Origin of the sequence: Clostridium chromiireducens, from assembly GCF_003575225.1 — a bacterium.
GTDB classification, from domain to species: Bacteria; Bacillota; Clostridia; order Clostridiales; family Clostridiaceae; genus Clostridium; species Clostridium chromiireducens.
In genome coordinates, this window is sequence record NZ_QXDJ01000002.1 from 1,126,522 (window position 1) to 1,145,758 (window position 19,237).

14 protein-coding genes are annotated in these 19,237 nt (G+C 29.1%); 12 read left to right on the forward strand and 2 right to left on the reverse strand.

From position 1 onward, the window contains the following. The first annotated feature begins 67 nt into the window (after nucleotides 1-67). The 11 genes from D2A34_RS10535 to uvsE all read left to right on the forward strand — a co-directional run bounded on the left by D2A34_RS10535 (nucleotide 68) and on the right by uvsE (nucleotide 15,410). The gene (locus D2A34_RS10535) at nucleotides 68-4,372 is read left to right on the forward strand and encodes a 2-hydroxyacyl-CoA dehydratase (protein WP_119366578.1); all 4,305 of its coding nucleotides are present in this window, start codon (nucleotides 68-70) and stop codon (nucleotides 4,370-4,372) included. A gap of 315 nt (nucleotides 4,373-4,687) precedes the next feature. Further along, nucleotides 4,688-5,728, forward strand: a complete 1,041-nt coding sequence (locus D2A34_RS10540) for a phosphodiester glycosidase family protein (protein WP_119366579.1) — start codon at nucleotides 4,688-4,690, stop codon at nucleotides 5,726-5,728. A gap of 92 nt (nucleotides 5,729-5,820) precedes the next feature. Further along, nucleotides 5,821-6,888 carry a hypothetical protein gene (locus D2A34_RS10545; RefSeq protein ID WP_119366580.1) on the forward strand — a complete coding sequence of 356 codons (1,068 nt, stop codon included), beginning with the start codon at nucleotides 5,821-5,823 and terminating at the stop codon, nucleotides 6,886-6,888. A 377-nt stretch (nucleotides 6,889-7,265) separates the two neighbouring features. Further along, the gene (locus D2A34_RS10550) at nucleotides 7,266-8,609 is read left to right on the forward strand and encodes an MATE family efflux transporter (RefSeq protein WP_079439701.1); all 1,344 of its coding nucleotides are present in this window, start codon (nucleotides 7,266-7,268) and stop codon (nucleotides 8,607-8,609) included. A 410-nt stretch (nucleotides 8,610-9,019) separates the two neighbouring features. After that, the gene (locus D2A34_RS10555) at nucleotides 9,020-10,081 is read left to right on the forward strand and encodes a methyl-accepting chemotaxis protein (RefSeq protein WP_182629353.1); all 1,062 of its coding nucleotides are present in this window, start codon (nucleotides 9,020-9,022) and stop codon (nucleotides 10,079-10,081) included. Nucleotides 10,082-10,144: 63 nt separating this feature from the next. After that, the gene (locus tag D2A34_RS10560) at nucleotides 10,145-10,915 is read left to right on the forward strand and encodes a hypothetical protein (protein WP_119366582.1); all 771 of its coding nucleotides are present in this window, start codon (nucleotides 10,145-10,147) and stop codon (nucleotides 10,913-10,915) included. An 89-nt stretch (nucleotides 10,916-11,004) separates the two neighbouring features. After that, nucleotides 11,005-11,865: a DMT family transporter gene (locus D2A34_RS10565; protein ID WP_119366583.1), complete on the forward strand. Its 861-nt coding sequence runs from the start codon at nucleotides 11,005-11,007 to the stop codon at nucleotides 11,863-11,865. 174 nt (nucleotides 11,866-12,039) lie between these two features. Continuing rightward, the gene (locus D2A34_RS10570; RefSeq protein WP_119366584.1) at nucleotides 12,040-12,456 is read left to right on the forward strand and encodes a flavodoxin; all 417 of its coding nucleotides are present in this window, start codon (nucleotides 12,040-12,042) and stop codon (nucleotides 12,454-12,456) included. A 22-nt stretch (nucleotides 12,457-12,478) separates the two neighbouring features. Continuing rightward, nucleotides 12,479-13,108 (forward strand): DUF3793 family protein, encoded by a 630-nt coding sequence (locus D2A34_RS10575; RefSeq protein ID WP_079439690.1) that lies wholly within the window; start codon nucleotides 12,479-12,481, stop codon nucleotides 13,106-13,108. Between the two features lie 518 nt (nucleotides 13,109-13,626). Then, complete coding sequence (locus tag D2A34_RS10580) at nucleotides 13,627-14,163, forward strand: NUDIX hydrolase (protein ID WP_119366585.1); 537 nt, start codon at nucleotides 13,627-13,629, stop codon at nucleotides 14,161-14,163. 284 nt (nucleotides 14,164-14,447) lie between these two features. Next, the gene (uvsE, locus tag D2A34_RS10585; RefSeq protein WP_119366586.1) at nucleotides 14,448-15,410 is read left to right on the forward strand and encodes a UV DNA damage repair endonuclease UvsE; all 963 of its coding nucleotides are present in this window, start codon (nucleotides 14,448-14,450) and stop codon (nucleotides 15,408-15,410) included. A 158-nt stretch (nucleotides 15,411-15,568) separates the two neighbouring features. Here uvsE and D2A34_RS10590 read toward each other — a convergent pair whose 3' ends face one another. Next, nucleotides 15,569-16,750, reverse strand: coding sequence for an AI-2E family transporter (locus D2A34_RS10590; protein WP_079439687.1), 1,182 nt, complete (start codon nucleotides 16,748-16,750; stop codon nucleotides 15,569-15,571). Between the two features lie 303 nt (nucleotides 16,751-17,053). Here D2A34_RS10590 and D2A34_RS10595 point away from each other — a divergent pair, with 303 nt between their 5' ends. Continuing rightward, nucleotides 17,054-17,614 carry a hypothetical protein gene (locus tag D2A34_RS10595; protein WP_139376224.1) on the forward strand — a complete coding sequence of 187 codons (561 nt, stop codon included), beginning with the start codon at nucleotides 17,054-17,056 and terminating at the stop codon, nucleotides 17,612-17,614. 104 nt (nucleotides 17,615-17,718) lie between these two features. Here D2A34_RS10595 and ppx read toward each other — a convergent pair whose 3' ends face one another. Continuing rightward, a complete protein-coding gene (gene ppx / locus D2A34_RS10600) occupies nucleotides 17,719-19,227 on the reverse strand; it encodes an exopolyphosphatase (RefSeq protein WP_119366587.1) in 1,509 nt (502 codons plus the stop codon). Nucleotides 19,228-19,237 lie beyond the last annotated feature (10 nt).

Here is a 19,237-nt window from a genome sequence, read left to right on the forward strand (position 1 = left end):
ATAAATATTTTAAATTTATAGCATTGTATTATACATTGCAAAAAACAGAGTAGGTGAATAATAAAACATGATAAATTATAGAATTGGTTTAGATATTGGATCAACAACTGTAAAGTTAGCAGTTCTTAATAGTGATAATATTTTAATATATAATGAATATAAGAGACATTTTTCGGATATAAGAAGTACAATAATTGATTTAATAAATGAATGTTATAAGGAATTAGGGGACATTAATTGTAAAATTAACATTACAGGCTCAGGGGGATTATCAGTATCCAAATGGTTGAATCTTGGATTTGTGCAAGAAGTAATTGCATGTTCAAAAACAGTTGAAACGATAATTCCACAGACTGATGTTGTGATTGAACTTGGTGGTGAAGATGCTAAAATTACATACTTTAAAGGTGGAATAGAGCAAAGAATGAATGGAAGCTGCGCAGGAGGAACTGGAGCTTTCATAGATCAAATGTCAATACTATTAAATACAGATGCAATGGGATTAAACGAGTATGCTAAGGAATATAAAGTATTGTATCCAATAGCATCAAGATGTGGTGTTTTTGCTAAAACGGATGTACAACCGTTAATTAATGAAGGAGCCAAGAAGAGCGATATTGCTGCGTCTATTTTTCAAGCGGTAGTAAATCAAACAATTGGGGGACTTGCGTGTGGTAAGCCTATTAGAGGTAATGTAGCGTTTCTTGGGGGACCATTATTCTTCTTATCGGAGCTTAGACAGAGGTTTATTGAAACATTAAATTTAAAAGATGGACAAATTATTGCTCCTGAAAATTCTCAACTTTTTGTTGCCATGGGCGCTGCATTATTGTCAGAAAAGGAAAAAATAACATCTCTAAGAAAGATTGTTGAGAAGATTTCAGATATATCAAGTATAAAAGATGATACAGAGCCAAGACTAGAACCATTATTTAAGAATGAAGAGGATTATATAAAATTTAAAGATAGACACGATAAGAATGTCGTAAAAAGATTAGATATCAAAGAATACAAAGGAAGAGCATTTTTAGGCATAGATGCAGGTTCGACAACAACTAAAGTTGCACTTATAAGTGAAAATTCAGAACTTTTATACTCCTATTATGGAAGTAATGAGGGAAAACCTTTAAAGAAAGTAGTAGAAATTATAAAAGATTTATATAAAAAGATTCCTGAGAGTGTAGAGATTATGAATTCGGCTGTTACTGGCTATGGAGAAGCTTTGATTAAAGCAGCTCTTCATATAGACATAGGAGAAATAGAAACGATTGCTCATTACAAAGCTTCGGACTATTTCCTGCCAGGAGTTGATTTCATTTTAGATATTGGTGGACAAGATATGAAATGTCTGAAAATCAAAAATGGAGCTATAGATAGCATTCTTTTAAATGAAGCATGTTCTTCTGGGTGCGGATCATTTATTGAAAGTTTTGCTAAATCTTTAGATATGAAGGTAGAGAATTTTGCAAAAGAAGCTTTATTTTCAAAAGCTCCAGTTGACCTTGGTTCAAGATGTACAGTGTTTATGAACTCAAGAGTTAAGCAATCCCAGAAGGAGGGAGCTGAAGTTTCGGACATTTCAGCAGGACTTTCGTATTCAGTAATAAAAAATGCTTTATTTAAAGTAATAAAATTAAGAGATGAAAAAGATATTGGTGAAAAGGTAATAGTACAAGGTGGAACTTTCTATAATGAAGCTGTACTTAGAAGTTTTGAACTTATCTCTGGCAGGGAAGCTGTCAGACCAGATATAGCAGGTCTTATGGGTGCTTTTGGATGTGCGCTTATAGCAAAAGAAAGATATGTTGAAGGTACAAAATCAAGTTTATTACCTAGAAATAGAGTGGATGAATTCGAAATGACAACCTCATTTAGAAGATGTGGTAAATGCGGAAATAATTGTCTGCTTACTATAAATCAATTCTCTATGGAAGAAGAATATATTTCAGGGAATAGATGTGAAAGAGGTCTAGGAATAGAAAGGCCTAAGGAGAATAAATTACCAAATTTATATGAATATAAGTATAAAAGAACTTTTAATTATAAGCCTCTTAAAGAGGAAGAAGCAAAGCGTGGTGCAATTGGAATTCCAAGAGTACTAAATATGTATGAAAACTATCCATTTTGGTTTACATTGCTAACTAATTTAGGCTTTAGTGTAAAATTATCAGCTGCTTCAAGTAAAAAAATATATGAACTTGGAATAGAGACAATTCCATCTGAATCAGCTTGTTATCCAGCTAAACTTGCGCATGGGCATATAATTAATTTGATAAATAGAGGGATTAAAACCATTTTTTATCCATGCATATCATATGAAAAAAGTGAATTTAAAGATGCTCAGAATAATTACAATTGTCCCATGGTAACTTCATATCCTGAGGCTATTAAAAATAATATGGATGAGCTGAAATTAAATAATATTAATTTTATTGAACCGTTTTTATCTTTGGATAACGATAAGGAACTTTCTAAACGTATTGTAGACGAATTTAAGATGTTTAATGTTACATTGCAGGAGGCAAAAGCTGCTATAAAAGCAGCAAGCTTGGAAAGAGAAACTTACAAGAGGGACATACAGAGAAAAGGTGAAGAAGTAATAGACTATTTGAGAAATAATAATAAAAAGGGAATAGTTCTATGTGGAAGACCTTATCATGTAGATCCGGAAATAAATCATGGAATTCCTGATATTATAAGTTCCTTTGATATGGCAGTATTAACAGAAGATAGTATATCACACTTAGGTGTGCTAAAGGATAAATTAAGAGTTGTTGATCAGTGGATGTATCATTCAAGATTGTATAGAGCAGCAGCATTTGTCGCAGAGGAGCCTTGTGTAGATATTATTCAACTAAACTCTTTTGGTTGTGGATTAGATGCTGTTACTACAGATCAAGTTTCAGAAATAATATCATCTAGAGGAAAGATATATACTGTTCTTAAAATAGATGAAGGTAATAATTTAGGAGCGGCTAAAATAAGGATTAGATCATTAAAAGCCGCTATGGATGAAAGAGAAAGAAAGAATTATAAACCTGTTGAAGAAAAAATAGTTTATAAAAATCCAGTATTTACACCAGAAATGAGAAAAAAACATACAATATTAGCTCCGCAAATGTCACCGATACATTTTGAGCTAATTGAAACCGCGGTAAGGGCAGCCGGATATAATATCGAAGTTCTACCATCAATGGATATGAAAGCGGTTGATGAGGGATTAAAATATGTCAACAATGATGCTTGTTACCCTTCGATAATAGTAGTTGGGCAAATGATTGAAGCATTAAAATCAGGTAAATATGATTTGAATAATACTTCAGTTATTATTACTCAAACCGGGGGCGGGTGTAGAGCGACTAACTATATTGGCTTTTTAAAGATGGCATTAAAACATGCAGGATTTGAGCAGGTTCCAATTATATCCTTAAATGCGGTTGGTCTTGAACAACAACCAGGTTTTAAAATTACTACGAAGCTTCTTAATAAAGCAATAATGGCACTTGTTTATGGGGACTTATTTATGAGGGTTTTGTATAGAACTAGACCATATGAAAAAGTTAAAGGTTCTGCAAATGAACTCCATGCAAAATGGAATGAGAAGGTAAAGGTTAATTTAATCAATGGAAGCAAGAGAGAATTTAATAATAATATAAAAGAGATTATTAAGGATTTTGATACGTTGCCATTACTAAATATTAATAAACCTAGAGTTGGAGTTGTTGGGGAGATATTAGTTAAATTTCATCCTACAGCAAATAACGATATAGTAGGAATATTAGAAAATGAAGGAGCGGAAGCTGTTGTACCTGATCTTTTAGATTTCTTCTTCTATTCAACTTTTGATGCTGATTTTAAAGCTAGATATCTTGCAGGAAGTAAAATTACACAACATTTGTGCAATTTAGCGATTATGTATATGGAGAGCTATAGAAATACTATGAAAAAATCTTTAGAAAAGAGCAGCAGATTTTATAAACCTAAGCATATAAAAGAATTAGCTGATATGGCATCTCCTATATTATCTTTGGGAAATCAGACAGGAGAAGGCTGGTTCTTAACTGCTGAGATGATAGAATTAATAGAAAGTGGAGCGAGCAATATTGTTTGCCTTCAACCATTCGCATGTTTACCAAACCATGTGACTGGAAAAGGAATGATCAAGACTTTAAAAGAAAGATATCCAAGCTCAAATATTGTAGCAATTGATTATGATCCAGGATCTTCAAATGTAAATCAGTTGAATAGAATTAAGCTGATGTTATCAGTAGCATTTAAAAATTTAGAAGATCAAGTTAAAACATATATGAAAAAGCAAGAGAAGGTAGAAGAACAAGGAGTACCTAATGAAGTAGGACTAACATTAGAATAAAATAAATAAGATTCAGTTTATACTGCATAATATTGCTGTAGGTATTTCGCAGGTCTATTTTGTACTATTTTTACTAAATCAAGTTGTTATTGGGATAGTGAAAGAATGGACAAAATATTTCTGAGAAAGACCCACAGCTATTTTTTTAAGTTATAATTCATTTGATTTAAGACGTAATTTTAAAAAAATATAAGTTATTTACATAATTTTAGCAAATAGGTTATAAACTTATTGTAAAAGTATATTTATCAGTGTATTGTATATGTATTGATAATTTGCAAAAAGGTAGATGGGTAGAAAATTAGGAGGTAATAGATGAGCACGCAAAGTAATCATCCAGAAGAAGAAAAACTAAATGAAAAGAAATTTAGACCAGTAGTATTTTTGATGGCAATAATATATATTGTTGTATTTTTAGGAATAACAACTCCTCTTATGTTACTTTGGGGGCCATATGAAAATACAAGGAAAGTGGTTATATCAACTGTTCTTGGAACAAGACATTCATACCTGGTAACTGATTTTTTATCTCAAGATGCTATAAATAAGATTCTAGGAGTAAATAATACTGTTAACGAGGTAACAGAGAATGTTGCTGAAAAAAGCGAAACAGATCTTAATAAAATAAGAGTTAAGTACACTAGTGGAAATGAAATCACCAGGTACGATATACATACAGATAGATATAATGGATATGTTTTAGAAATAAAAAACCCGCTTGGTGTTAAAGTCGCAATGACAAAGTACCTAGGAAAAATAGGACAAAAGACGAGCGAAATGGCCGAGGAACATAATGCAATTGCTGCTATTAATGGGGGAGCTTTTGTAGATGAGTCGTCAGACGGAACTCTTTATGCAGGAACAGGGGCAGAACCAGGGGGATTTGTAATTTCAGATGGTAAAGTTATATATCCAAAGACTAATGTAAAGAAAGATAATGTTGAAAATGTAATTGCTTTTACAAAAGGAGGTCAATTGATTGTTGGCGACCATACATTAGAAGAATTACAGAAACTAGATGTAAAAGAAGCAATGTGCTTTAGACGTCCCAATATTATAATTAATGGTAAGCCACAAGTAAAGGATAAAATGTCTGATGGGCTAAATCCGAGAACTGCCGTTGGTCAAAAAGAAGATGGAACAGTAATCTTTTTGGTTATTGATGGTAGAAAAATAACAGCACCTGGTGCAAGCGTTTATGATGTACAACAAATAATGTTGGATAGAGGAGCAATCAATGCAGGGGCACTTGATGGCGGATATTCATCAACAATGTATTATAAAGATGAAGTAATAAATTCTCCTAATGCATGGGATGGAGAGAGATCGGTTGCAACAGCATTTTACGTTGAATAAAAGAAAATACTTAAAGCTTGTAATTGATATTTTTGTCTATCAAATTAAGATAAGGCTTAGGTAGGAATATTTTTGAAGGAAAGGATAAAGCAATGAAAAACCTAATTAGGATTTTAATATGGACATTTGTGGCGATATTAATTCAACAAAGTATCTTTATGTACGTAGAGAATATATACTTGGCTTCAGATGTAAAGATAGAAGCTCAAAAAGTTGAAGAGAAGAAAGAAGCTCCAAAAGAAAAGAAACAAAATGAAATTCATTTAAAAGATGGAGTGGAACAAATTTCAGTGTCATCTGATGGGAGATTTGTTGCTTACTTAGAGAATAAAAAACTTAAGGTATTGGATAGTAATGATAATAGTGAGAAAGAATTTGAAAGTGAAAGTAATGGGGAAGTTGCATTCTATAAATGGTTAACAAATGAGAATAGCATAATTGTTATTCAAAAGGTCCAAAAGGATGGAGATTTATATTTTGAACCAGTATCATTCAATGCAAAAAAAGGTGAGACAAGGCAACTTACAGATTTTAATTTAAATGAATTAAAAATAGATATAAGAAATAATAGTGAAGTAATTGATAATGTTGTGTTTTCAACGGCTACCCATACTCTTTATATAAAAGTTAAGAAAATAAGCGGCAAAAGTGATCTTTACTATGCAAATGTAATGAATCAATTAGAAAAAGTTAGATCAAATAAGCAGATTGGAAATATTGTTGTACCGACTACAAGTACAAATGCAGTAATGGAAATGGGAGATGGAGCAACTATATTAAATAATCCTGATAATATAGAAATACCTAATGTTGAAGTTACCAGAATATTGGGAAGTGATATTAATGATAATGTATATTTTGGTGAAGAATCTGATGGGAAAATTGCTAAGATATATTATACTGCTTTAAATAATGAAAAAATAAAGTGGAACACATTAACCTTACAAAAACCAGTGAATAGAGACGATATTATAATAGATTATTCTGGCAAAGTCTATGTAAATGATAAAACTGCAAGTAGCGTTTTGGAGCTTTATAGCAAAAAAACGATTAAATACGAAGGTGAACTATTGCAGTCATACTCCAAAGGTATTTTTTCAAAAGATAATGGTAAATTGATAAAAAATGAACTCCAAGAAAATAGAATCTCAATAAAATAGTATTGCTGAAATAATTATAATAGTGTTCTACTCATAGGAAGCTTTTAGCACAATTTAATAGATAAACACTAATGTACAGGAGATTTTTATTTGTTATTTAATCCATATTTGGAATTTTACAAATGAAAATCTCCTAATCTTTGATAATGAAATTACTGGGGGTAAGCAATACAACCTTATTCTTTCTTCAATATTAATTTTTATACTTAATAAAAAAGTAAATTATTCGGAATTTTAAAATAATCTGTATTTATGCACACTATATTCCAAATTATATGATATAATAAATAATGGAAAAGGTGTTAACGTGAACAAAGGAGACTACTGGATACTAATGCTTATGTAAGCTAAGTAGTGGAAAGGGATGAAAGGGAATAATGGTAATAAGAAAGAATGTATTAAAGTTAGCTATACCAATAATGGTAGAGCAGACTTTTGTTATGCTGCTAGGTGTTTGTAATACTATGATGGCAGGGCATATTAGTGAGGAAGCTGTATCTGCTATAGGGATGGTAGATTCAATAAATATGTTGTTTATTTCTTTTTTTGCAGCTTTATCGGTTGGAGCGACTGTAGTAGTAGCGCAACAAATTGGACAAGGTCAAACTAAGAGAGCGAATGAAACTGCGAAGCAAGCTATAATATCAGGGATTATCGTATCTGTACTGATAACTTTGCTTCTATGGATTTTACGGATTCCATTAATAAATTCTCTTTATGGTTCCGCTGAAGAATTAGTAAAATTAGATGCAAAATTATATATTGAATTCACTTTATTAACATATCCATTTATTGCTATTGAGCAAATTGCAAATGGTATACTCAGAGGGACAGGAGATACGAAAACTCCAATGAGTATTACAATGTTTATGAATGTTATTAATATAATATTAGGATATATTTTAATATTTGGGATTAATATTATCAATATACCTTCTCTTGGAATAATGGGGGCTGCAATAGCCATAGCTATTGCTAGAACTATTGGAACTGTAGTTATTGTGATAGTTTTATTTAGAGGAAGCAAAAATATAAAAATTAAGAGGTTATTTCCTTTTAAGTTTGACATGAAGATACAGAAGGAAATTTTTAATATTGGAATACCAGCAGGTATGGAACAAGTGATTTTTCAAACTGGTAAATTAATTGTCCAAGTCTTTATAGTTACAATGGGGACAGCATCAATTGCAGCAAATGCAATAGGAATGTCCATTTCTCAAATAATTAATGTACCAGGGAATGCATTTTGTTTGGCTGCAACTACTTTAGTTGGTCAATATGTTGGAAGAAATGATATTGAAGGTGCAAAAAGTACTTTGATTTATTTGACTAAGTTTGCAACTATTTGCCTAGTTTCTGTAGGTTTTCTTTTTGTTCCAATATCAGAATGGGTAGCAAGTTTTTATACCAGCGATCCAGAAGTAATACGGCTCACGGCATTATTACTTAAGAGCAATAGTATAGCGCTTGTTGCATGGGCTGTGTCATTCGTACTTTCGTCAGGATTAAAAGGAGCTGGTGATACTAGATACACTATGGTAACAGCATTTGTTGGCATGTGGGTGTTTAGAATCGGATTTGGATATGTTTTGGGAATTGTATGTAGAATCGGAGTTTTGGGGATCTGGATTGCTATGTATATAGATTGGATTGTCCGCGGATCAATGTATTCTATAAGATTAAGCGGTATTAAATGGTTAAGACACAGGCTTACGTATTAGTAAATAAACTTTAAGATTCTAAAAGGCAAAGTTTCAATAAATTCATAGAACTTTTAAATATTCTTATTCAATGTATAATTAAATTTTAATTCACATCTAATAACGAAGCTAGGTATCTATAAATTTTAGATACCTTTTTTGTATAATATATTATATTTACTATTTAAACACTTGCAAAAATAAGATATAATTAGGTAAAATGATAAATTTTAGTAATAAAGTTGAAAAATTGTAAAGTGAAATTTATTATTTAAATGATTATTTTGTGGGTTTATATTAATAAAAATTTGCTAGTGTCAGATAATCCTATATTTAATATTAAAAGGGGAGAGTTGATAAAAAATAGAGGAAAGAATTACTTAGTATAATAAAACAAGATAATTGTAAAAAACAAGAGGGGAATGAAGGAAATGACAAAAAAAATTGTAAACATTATTGTGATAGCAATAATAATAATGATTAGCACCATATTGCCGATAATTTTAAAGTTGTCTATAATGAATGCTGTAGTAACAGCATTGATAGCAGTTATTATAGCAGCGGTATATCTAGCTATATTAGGTAATTCTGAAAAAGATAAAACTAATAATTCAGGATATAATGAAATGCCTATAGAAACAACAATATCATCTCAAAGCTCACAAGAGGAACTAGCTATAGATATGGACAATGTTGTAAATAGTAAAGAAAAAGAAGAAATCTTGCAATTAGCAAAATTTCAAGAGGAGACTGTGGAAAATTTAAATAATATAATTAACAAAATGATTGACAAATCAGATGAAATGAAGAAGGATATTCACAAATCAACTAAATTAGATGAAACTGAAAACGATGACACTGTTAAACTTGGAGAAGCGCTAGCTAAGACTATGTATTTTACAAGTGTAGGTTCTGAAAGTATGGGGAATATGGATGAGTCTATGAAAAAGATATATGATGCTAACAGATTATTGGATAAATCAGTACAGGTTGCAAACAGTTCAACTAAAGAAGCAATTGATATAATTCATCTAATAGGAAATATTGCAAATCAAACGAATTTATTAGCATTAAATGCAGCTATAGAAGCAGCGAGAGCGGGGGAAGCAGGTAAAGGCTTTTCAGTAGTAGCATCTGAAATTAGGAAGTTAGCAGACGATGTTAAAACAGCTGTAAATAGTGTTGATGGTATAATAAATGATATAACAAAAGCTATAAACAAGACTACTGAAAATGCAAGAGAAGGTGGACAACTAATAGAGGAAAGTATAAATACTGTAAAGACAGCAGAAGATATATTTAAGCAAATAGTTACAGAAGTAAGCGAAATTGATGCTCATGCAAATGTTATATCGGAACTAAGTGGAAGATATGAAAAAGTAAAGACTACAGCATTAGAAATGTCAGAAGCACAAAATCAATCACTTAGCTCTTTATCAGAAACTGCAAAAAAATTATTACAAACTACAAAATCAATAAAGAATAAAATCTAAAGAAAATTGATATAATTAAAGCATACTATATAAATTATCTATGGTTAAAAAGGGGAAAAATTTATGAATAAAGGTAAAAAGACTATAATTGGTACAGGAGTTATTTTTGGAACTATGGCAGCAATAAGCAGTGTTATTGCTGTAAGTAAAAAATTAAAGAAAAACAAAGAGCAAAGTTTTTTAGAAAGTATAGAATATACAACAGGTAAAGTTAGAAACTTTGGGACATTATATTTAGATAATGAGAAACAGAAAAGGCCAAAAGATTTTATAGAATTTAAAGATATCCCTGAGTACAAAGGACAAAAAATCAAAATAAACGATACTGATAAAAATGAAGAATATATGTTAACATGGGTAGAAGTGAACGACGATAATAAAAAACTTTTAATATGTGATCGGAATATATTAAAAGGCATGTCCTGGAATGAATTAAATGAGCAAAATTTAATTTTTGGTAAAGTTGTAATAATTGAAGGCAAAAAATATATTCTAAGGCTATTAACCGGATATAGTGAAAAGAAAAATTACAAAGCAAATGAATGGGATAAATATATTGTAAATACAGATAAAATTGATAGTTTGCCGATATGTAAGGATTGTGATATGTCAAATAGTACGAAGCAGCAAGATGAAAAACAAAAATTAAATGGAGATAGTAATAAGTTGTGGAATTGGTACAATTTTTCTAGCTTTACTCAAAGTGAAGGCTTAAGGCGTGAAAAATTTTGCATAATAAGAGGATTCTATTCAATAACATACTCTAACCAATCAATTAAGGACTTAAAATACGAAACCGTTGGGTATAGACCAGTTTTAGAATTGATTGAATAAAAATATTATTAGCGTATAAGCAGTTGTATAAATGCTTATACGCTTTTATAATAAGAAAAAATATATAATTTTATCAAAAGGAGAAGAACATGAGACTAAATAATTTCAGTGATAGAAATAAAGGAATATTATTTATTATAGCATCGGCTTTTGGATTTGCAATGATGGCTGCATTCGTTAAAATATCAGGGGATTTACCATCATTTCAAAAAACTTTTTTTAGAAATATAGTGTCAGCTACAGTAGCATTTATAATTTTATTTAGGCATAAGGGTAATTACTTTGGAAAAAGAGAGAATCAGAAAAAATTAATACTAAGATCAGCACTTGGAACTCTAGGGATAGTATTTAATTTTTATTCCATAGATAAATTAGTATTATCAGATGCAAACATGCTAAATAAACTTAGTCCGTTTTTTGTGATTATTTTTTCTGGATTATTTTTAAAAGAAAAAGTAAATTCAAAGCAGGTTATAGCTATAGCAATTGCTTTTATAGGAACATTATTTGTAATCAAACCATCATTTAATTTGGAGATGATCCCAGCAATAATTGGAGTACTGGGTGGAATATTTGCAGCGGCAGCATATACATGTGTCAGGGATTTAGGTGGAAAAGAAAATACGGAGACAATTGTTTTTTATTTTTCATTTTTTTCAAGCGTTATTATACTTCCGTTTATGATTATTTCATATAACCCAATGAATTTTATTCAATTTATTTACTTACTCTTAGCAGGAATTTTTGCTAGCATTGGTCAATTTGGAATAACTTTAGCTTATAAATACGCACCTGCTAAAGAAATTTCAATTTTTGATTATACAAATATAGTTTTTTCAGCAATAATAAGTGTATTTTTATTTGGAACTATTCCGGATTATTTGAGTGTTATTGGGTATATGATTATATTCTTAGCGTCACTATATATGTTTATATTTAATAAAGGCTAGATAATTGAATTCATAGAATTAATATAGCAATACATATAAAACTAGGTTAAAAATATATTCAAAGGTATATTATATAAAAATTTATAAATAAAACTTGACAAAAGTGGTTATATATTATATTATCTAATTGAGAATGATTTTCAAGATTATTTAAGGTAACAAGGAGGAACTGAAATGAAGATTGTATATTGGTCAGGAACTGGTAATACAGAAAAAATGGCTCAATTGATTGGAAAAGGAATAACTGAAGGCGGAAAAGAATCGGAAGTTATAAATGTTTCTGATGTAAATGTAAATGAGTTATTAAATGAAGACATACTTGTTTTAGGATGCTCAGCTATGGGCGATGAGGTATTAGAAGAATCTGAATTCGAACCATTTATAGAGGAGATTTCAACCAAAATATCTGGAAAGAAAGCAGCACTTTTTGGATCTTATGGCTGGGGAGATGGACAATGGATGAGAGACTTTGAAGAAAGAATGATAGGTTATGGTTGCAGTATAATCGGAGACCCATTAATTGTTCAAAATGAGCCAGATGACAATGAACAAGAGTGCATAGATTTTGGTAAAAAAATAGCGCAAATATAAGCAAGTTCGGTGGTGATATAGAATGAAATATCTAGATTTTTACAAAAGATTAGATTCAATGAAAAATAAGGAGTATATCGAGAATTTTTTAGTGTACAATTCGTCTCTAGTAATCGCTGGAGTTAAGCCGGCGGTAACAGTAACAATGAAAAAAAGTAATAGAAAATTACACAACAGCTGGACAAGTTATGGAAAGTCTTTTCTTAAAAATATAAATTTAAAGTTTATAGAATTAAGAGAAAGTGATAGTTCTATTATAGTGATGATTTACGATGAAAGTATATTGGAGAAAGAATTAAACAGAAAAACACATATAGAGTTTTTAGTTAATATGGGATACCCCTTCGAGATTAAAATAAATGAATATGTTAATACATTAAAGTATAGATATGATCAATATCACTGCCCTCACGAACTTGGATTATTCCTTGGAATACCTTTTGAAGATGTTAAAGATTTTATGGAATGTACTACTAAGCAATGCCTATTATGCGGATACTGGAAAGTATACAATGATAGTAATAAAGCAAAAATAATCTTTAATAAATATGATAAAGTTAAAGAATATGCCATAAAAAATATGCTTGAAGGGAATTCATCGCGTGACCTCGCTTTAAGTATAAAAAACTCCTTTTATATTAATGCTATTTAGTTAGCAAATAGATAATTAAAAATTGTTATATAGTTAAGTTTTTATAAGAATATGAATACAAAATTATTCTTGGTTTTACACACTACCATGAATAAATGTGATAATTAACCACCATAGTGATTTATTTAATGCCCACACACCATTAAATAATGTAATAGACCATGATATATACTTATAATGTCCACACCATTATAAGTATGAAAATAATAAAACAAACGAATTTTTTATTAGATAGTACATTTCATAAAATTTATATAAGAACTGCAAGGTTTACACACGCCTTGTGGTTTTTTATTTTTACATTAATGTACAATTATAGTATAATCTATATTATATAAAATTAAATTATGTAATAACTTATATTAGGATATTTTTTAACTTTGGAGTTAAAATATCATTAATAAGCTAAAATAAAACGAATAGTATTTAATTCTGAATATTTATATAAAGCTAAATATCAAATTGAATTTATGAATTTAGATTGGGAGTTTGAAAGAATAAGGATGTGAGAATATAATATGCTATTTAATAAACTTTTCGAGATAGATAAGGTTAGTGATTCAATTGGAAGTGTAAATTTTAGAGAAGCAGTAAGAGGAATCATAATACGAGATAACAAAATATTAATGGTACATTCGAAAAATAAAGACTACAAGTTTCCAGGTGGTGGAATGAAAAAAGAGGAAAAACATGAAGAAGCATTAAAAAGAGAAGTGGAAGAAGAGACAGGTTATATTTGCAATAGAATAAATGGGCAAATTGGTATTGTAACTGAAAGAAGTAGGGATAAATATGTAAATGATAGAATTTTTAAAATGATTTCTTATTATTATTTTGCAGAAGTATCTAATGTAAGAAAGTCACAAAAGTTAGATCCTTATGAAGCGAAGTTAGGATTTAAGCCAGAATGGGTAGAAATAGTGGATGCTATAAACAATAATGAAAAAATAATTGAATTAGGAGATAAACATATTGCAAATTGGATATTTAGAGAAACTTACGTATTAAAAGAAATACAAAATCATATTAATGAAATATACCAACATAAGGAATAATATTTTGTTAATACTTTATTAAATAAGTTTGTAATTAATAATACTCAAGGATATATTAACAAAAGTGAAGAAAATGTTTACAAGAAGCTTGGCTCAAGTTATAATTAAGAAGAAGTAGTTAAAAGTGAATATTTTAAGTAAAAGATAATAATAGCATTTAATAGCTTTTAATATATCTTCAAAACAATTAATCTCTTTACATAATAAAAAAACTCCTTTGAGGGGTTTTTTTATTATGTTTTTGGAAAAGTTATATTCAGTAATAACTTTACGAGGAGAAAAAGATGAGAGTAAGACTTGGTTATGTAGCAGTTTCTATGAGGCTAGGAAAGAAGATTACTAGTTCTAGTACAGTAACATTTGCAAATTATAGCAAAATAATTGATGATAAGAATAGATTAGAAAAGCTAAAGAGTATTACTTTATCTAATCTAAATGATTTAGAAAAAATACTCAAATATAATATAGAAAATAATATCCATTTTTATAGAATAACATCTGCACTAATTCCTTTAGTTACACACCCAGAAGTAGGTTACTGGGGCCATAGAGAAATTTTTAAGAAAGATTTTGAGTATATAGGTAGAATAATCAGAGAACATAATATGAGGGTTGATACTCATCCGGATCAATTTAATGTTTTGAATAGTACAAATGATGAAATAGTTAATAATACAGTAAATAATTTGATGAGGCAGGTGGAGTGGTTTCAAGATTTAAATTATCCGAATGGAAAAATGGTTTTGCATGTTGGTGGTTCAGCTGGAGGTAAACAAGCAGGAATAGAAAGGTTTATAGCAAATTTTAATAAGTCTCCTAAAGAAATAACTTCAAAACTAATAATTGAAAATGATGATAAGACTTATACAGCAAATGAAGTTTTAGATTTATGTAGAATATTAGACATACCAATGGTTTTAGATGTACATCATCATAACTGCAATAATAATGGTGAAAATATAGAGGCGTTGTTGAAAGATATTTTTAACACTTGGGGTAATGAAAGTTTACCACCTAAAATTCATTTCTCTACACCTAGAGAGAATGAAAAAGATAGAAAACATGCAGACTATATTAATGCTAAGGATTTTGTTGGATTTTTAGAAAAAGCTAAAAAAATAGATACAGATATTGATGTAATGCTAGAATGTAAGCAGAAGGACGAAGCATTGTATTTATTAGCTGAAGATATAAAAAAAATTAGGCCACAGTATAAATGGATAGATAATAGCAGCTTTGAAATTTAGTGATTGAAATAGGCGAAAAGTTTATGATTACAATAAAATAATTATTTAGATAAAAATAGATACATGAGTGTAATGCTTCATTTAATTAATTGAAACCATTCGCACATGTATCTATTTTTGAATTTAAATTATTATGGTTATTAATAATTTTTATAAATTTAGAAGTCGCGTTGACTTTGGATATAATTTTCATACCAATTATTAAATAAAACTTTGAAAGAAGCGGCTATTGGAACAGCTAACAGCATACCTAACAGTCCGCCTACATTGCCACCAATTAAAATTGCTAACATTGTAAATACAGCATGTAATCCTACACTATTGCCAACAATTTTAGGAGCTAAAAGATTATTATCTATTTGTTGAACAACTAGCATAGCAATAACAGCGTAAAGTATTTTAATAGGGGTTCCACTAAGCAGTCCCATAATCGCAGCAAGAATGGTACCAACTATTGGACCAACGTAAGGAATCATGTTGCAAATACCAGCAATGATTCCAATAACAAAGGCATAATTTATACCTACAATTGAAAGTGCAATTGCAGATAGGACTCCAACAAAAAATGCTTCTAACAATTGACCTCGTAGATATTTTGCAAATACTTCATGTATTACTCTAAAAATGTATGTAATATTACTTCCAATATTACTTTTCCTAAATACTAAATAGTAAAGTTTATTCCATAAATCCATAAAATACTCAGAATCTTTTAATAGATAGATACTAATTATAAGAGCAATAAAAAAGGTTGCCACACTACTTCCTATGGACATTATATAGGAAGTCATATTACCAAGATTATTTTCAATATATTTTTGTAAGTTAACAAGTCCATCGGTAATATATGGTTTTACGCCATCAATTAATGGGTTATTTAAATTATTTAAAGTTGCCCTTATGGAATCTGTTGAAAAAGAATTATTACTCAAATATAGAGAAATATGCTGAGCCATATTTGTTATAGTTGTGTTATTTGATAATTGACCACCAATCATGAAATAAATTCCAAACAGCAATCCTAAGAAAATACCAATCATTAAAAGGTATGCAAATATAATCGCCAATGTACGCCTTGTAGATGGATTTTGAATTCTAACGAATTTACTTTTTTCTAAAAAATTTTCTATGGTTCTAGTGATAGGATATAAAAGATAAGCAATTACGATCCCTATAAGTAATGGTTTGATTAAGTCAATTGAATAACTACCAATATTTAATGCTGTTCTGAAGAGTGCACCTATATTAAGAATAAATAAGAATGCTATATAAATTATTACAGCTGTAATTGTTATATAAATAGAGTATTTAAGCAGTTTTTTATCAAATTCAATTTTCATGCTAGTATTATTATCTCCTTGTTATTGTGTAAATTTAAATGATCAATCAAAAATAATGTTGCTCATTTACAACATAAAACTTAATTAAAATATAATTACTAACATTATAACACATTTTTTAGAATATATTAGGTATTTTAAAATTACAATATACTTAAAATTAAGCAAAGCGTTTAGTTAAGAGTATGATATAAAAACTGAGCTTTTATAAACCGAATTAAGGTAATATTACTGAATCAAGTAAAATATATTTAATATGGTAATTATTATCAAGAATAGAGGAGAAGGGTGGAAGAGGAGCTAATGGAGTTTAAAAACATAACCTATAATGATTCAGGCGATAGATCAGTGAATCATAAGAATGAATCTTTGATTGAAACAGAAGTTTATAAAAAACAAGAGAATAAAAAATATGAAGATGAAAAAAAGCTATATTCAAAAGAAGAGGTAAATGAAATATTAAAAGACAGCATAGAAAATATGCTGATAAAATTGGAAAAGGTAATTAATGAAAAATATCAATGTTACAATATCCAAGCTGTATATAATAAAGCAATTAGCAACTGGAACGAGGTATTATGCGATATTAAGTATAATAAAAGTTTTTTGACTTTAAAGCTTTCTAATGATTATATATGTGATAGTGAGAATAAAATTAGTTCGATTTATATTACATTGCTTAGCAATGGAAAAGGAGTTTTTACTGAATGTATACAACGTATTAAGCAAGAATACGAATTCATTAGTCGAGCACTTGCTCATCTGCCTGTAAATGAAACAGAGTTATATTTTAAAGTATGTGAAGAAAGTAAAATTATAGATTGTATTGTTGCAGAGGTCAAAAAAATAATACAAAAGGCATAGATTAAATTTTGGTCTAAATTATATACCTAATGCATAATTATCCTATTTATAACAGGTATCATCCTTATACCTATTATAAATAGGGTAAATGAAAATTGAATTATTTAAAGAGGAACAACCGATAATTTTTTATTAAAATACTTCTTAAAACTTTCATCCATTTCAACAGGTAGACTATCTTTCATATACTTTACACTATCTGCAGGTAATGCTAAATTAAAGTTATCTTTTTCATTTAGGATTACAACCTCAGCTAAGCTATTATAGAAGTATTTGTCAATCTTATGAGCAAGACATAAAATAATTGAAAGTCTTTTACATATTATAATATCATCTTTAGTTAGCAGAGCTCTGTATTCATCTGCTATCTTATAATCAAATTTACCACTTAGGGCAACTGTATATGCAGCCATTAATATTTCTTTATGAGTGAGTCCGGCAATAAAGGAATTAATTATAATATAAAAACTATGTTTATAAGCATGTTTTACTGATATGCTGATGCCAACATCATGTAATTTAGCAGATACTTTTAATAATTTACTTTCTAATTCAAAATACCTTGAATCTGTCTGTTCCAAATGATCGAGTAAAACACGAGACAGATCTTGTATTTTTTCAGCATGTGGAAGATTCAAATCAGTGTTAGTTAAAATATTATTTAATGAAAAATCTAAAATATCTACATTATAAATATTTTCACCTAAGAGTTTTTCATATAGAACACCTTCACGAATTCCGTACTGACTAATTTTTAGAAGTGGGCAATTACAGTAATTCATCAACATAAAAAGAGCAGAAAAAGGAGCAGTAAAAATATCAACTCTTTCTTTAGGGAGTCCTTTTAATTTAGCTTTTTGACTTATATTTAAATCAATAACATAATTATATACTGTTGTAATTTCATCAAATAAAATAAAATAATTATGTAGCAAATCTAAAGGATAGGTAATAAATTTTTTATGAATTTTACCTATAGACCGTGCAGTTCCCCCTATGCCAATCAAAGGTAAACCTTTAGCGCTTTTTAACCAAGGTAATTTATCAAATTCACTGAAAATAAACTTTTTAAATTCTAATATAGTGTCCTTATCAGCAGGTGTATCAAATGGAAAAAGTTTAGTTAAAGGTATTGAGCCTAAAGGTAAACTTATACCATTAATGATATTTTTATTTTTAACCAAAGTTATCTCCATGCTTGAACCACCTATATCAATAAGGAGAGCATTATCAATATCCATGGTGGATTTTACTGTTATATAGCCATAAGCAGATTCTTCTAGCCCGCTTAATATTCTAATATTTAAATTTAATTTGTCTTTTATTAAAGAAATAATTTCATTTCTATTTTTTGCTCGTCTAATTGCTTCTGTGGCCACCGCAATTACTTCTACAACATTGTTCTTTTCACAAAGAATTTTGAAGAATTCTAATGTTACTAATAGCTTTTCGATTCCTTCAATTGATAGATTATTATTTTTATCTAGATATTGTCCTAATCTTGTCATTCTCTTTTCTTCATCAATGATTTTATAAGAATTATTTAAATATATTTCGTAGACTAAAACCCTCATAGAATTAGAACCGATATCAATTACTGCAATGTTTTTCATTTACTCACTC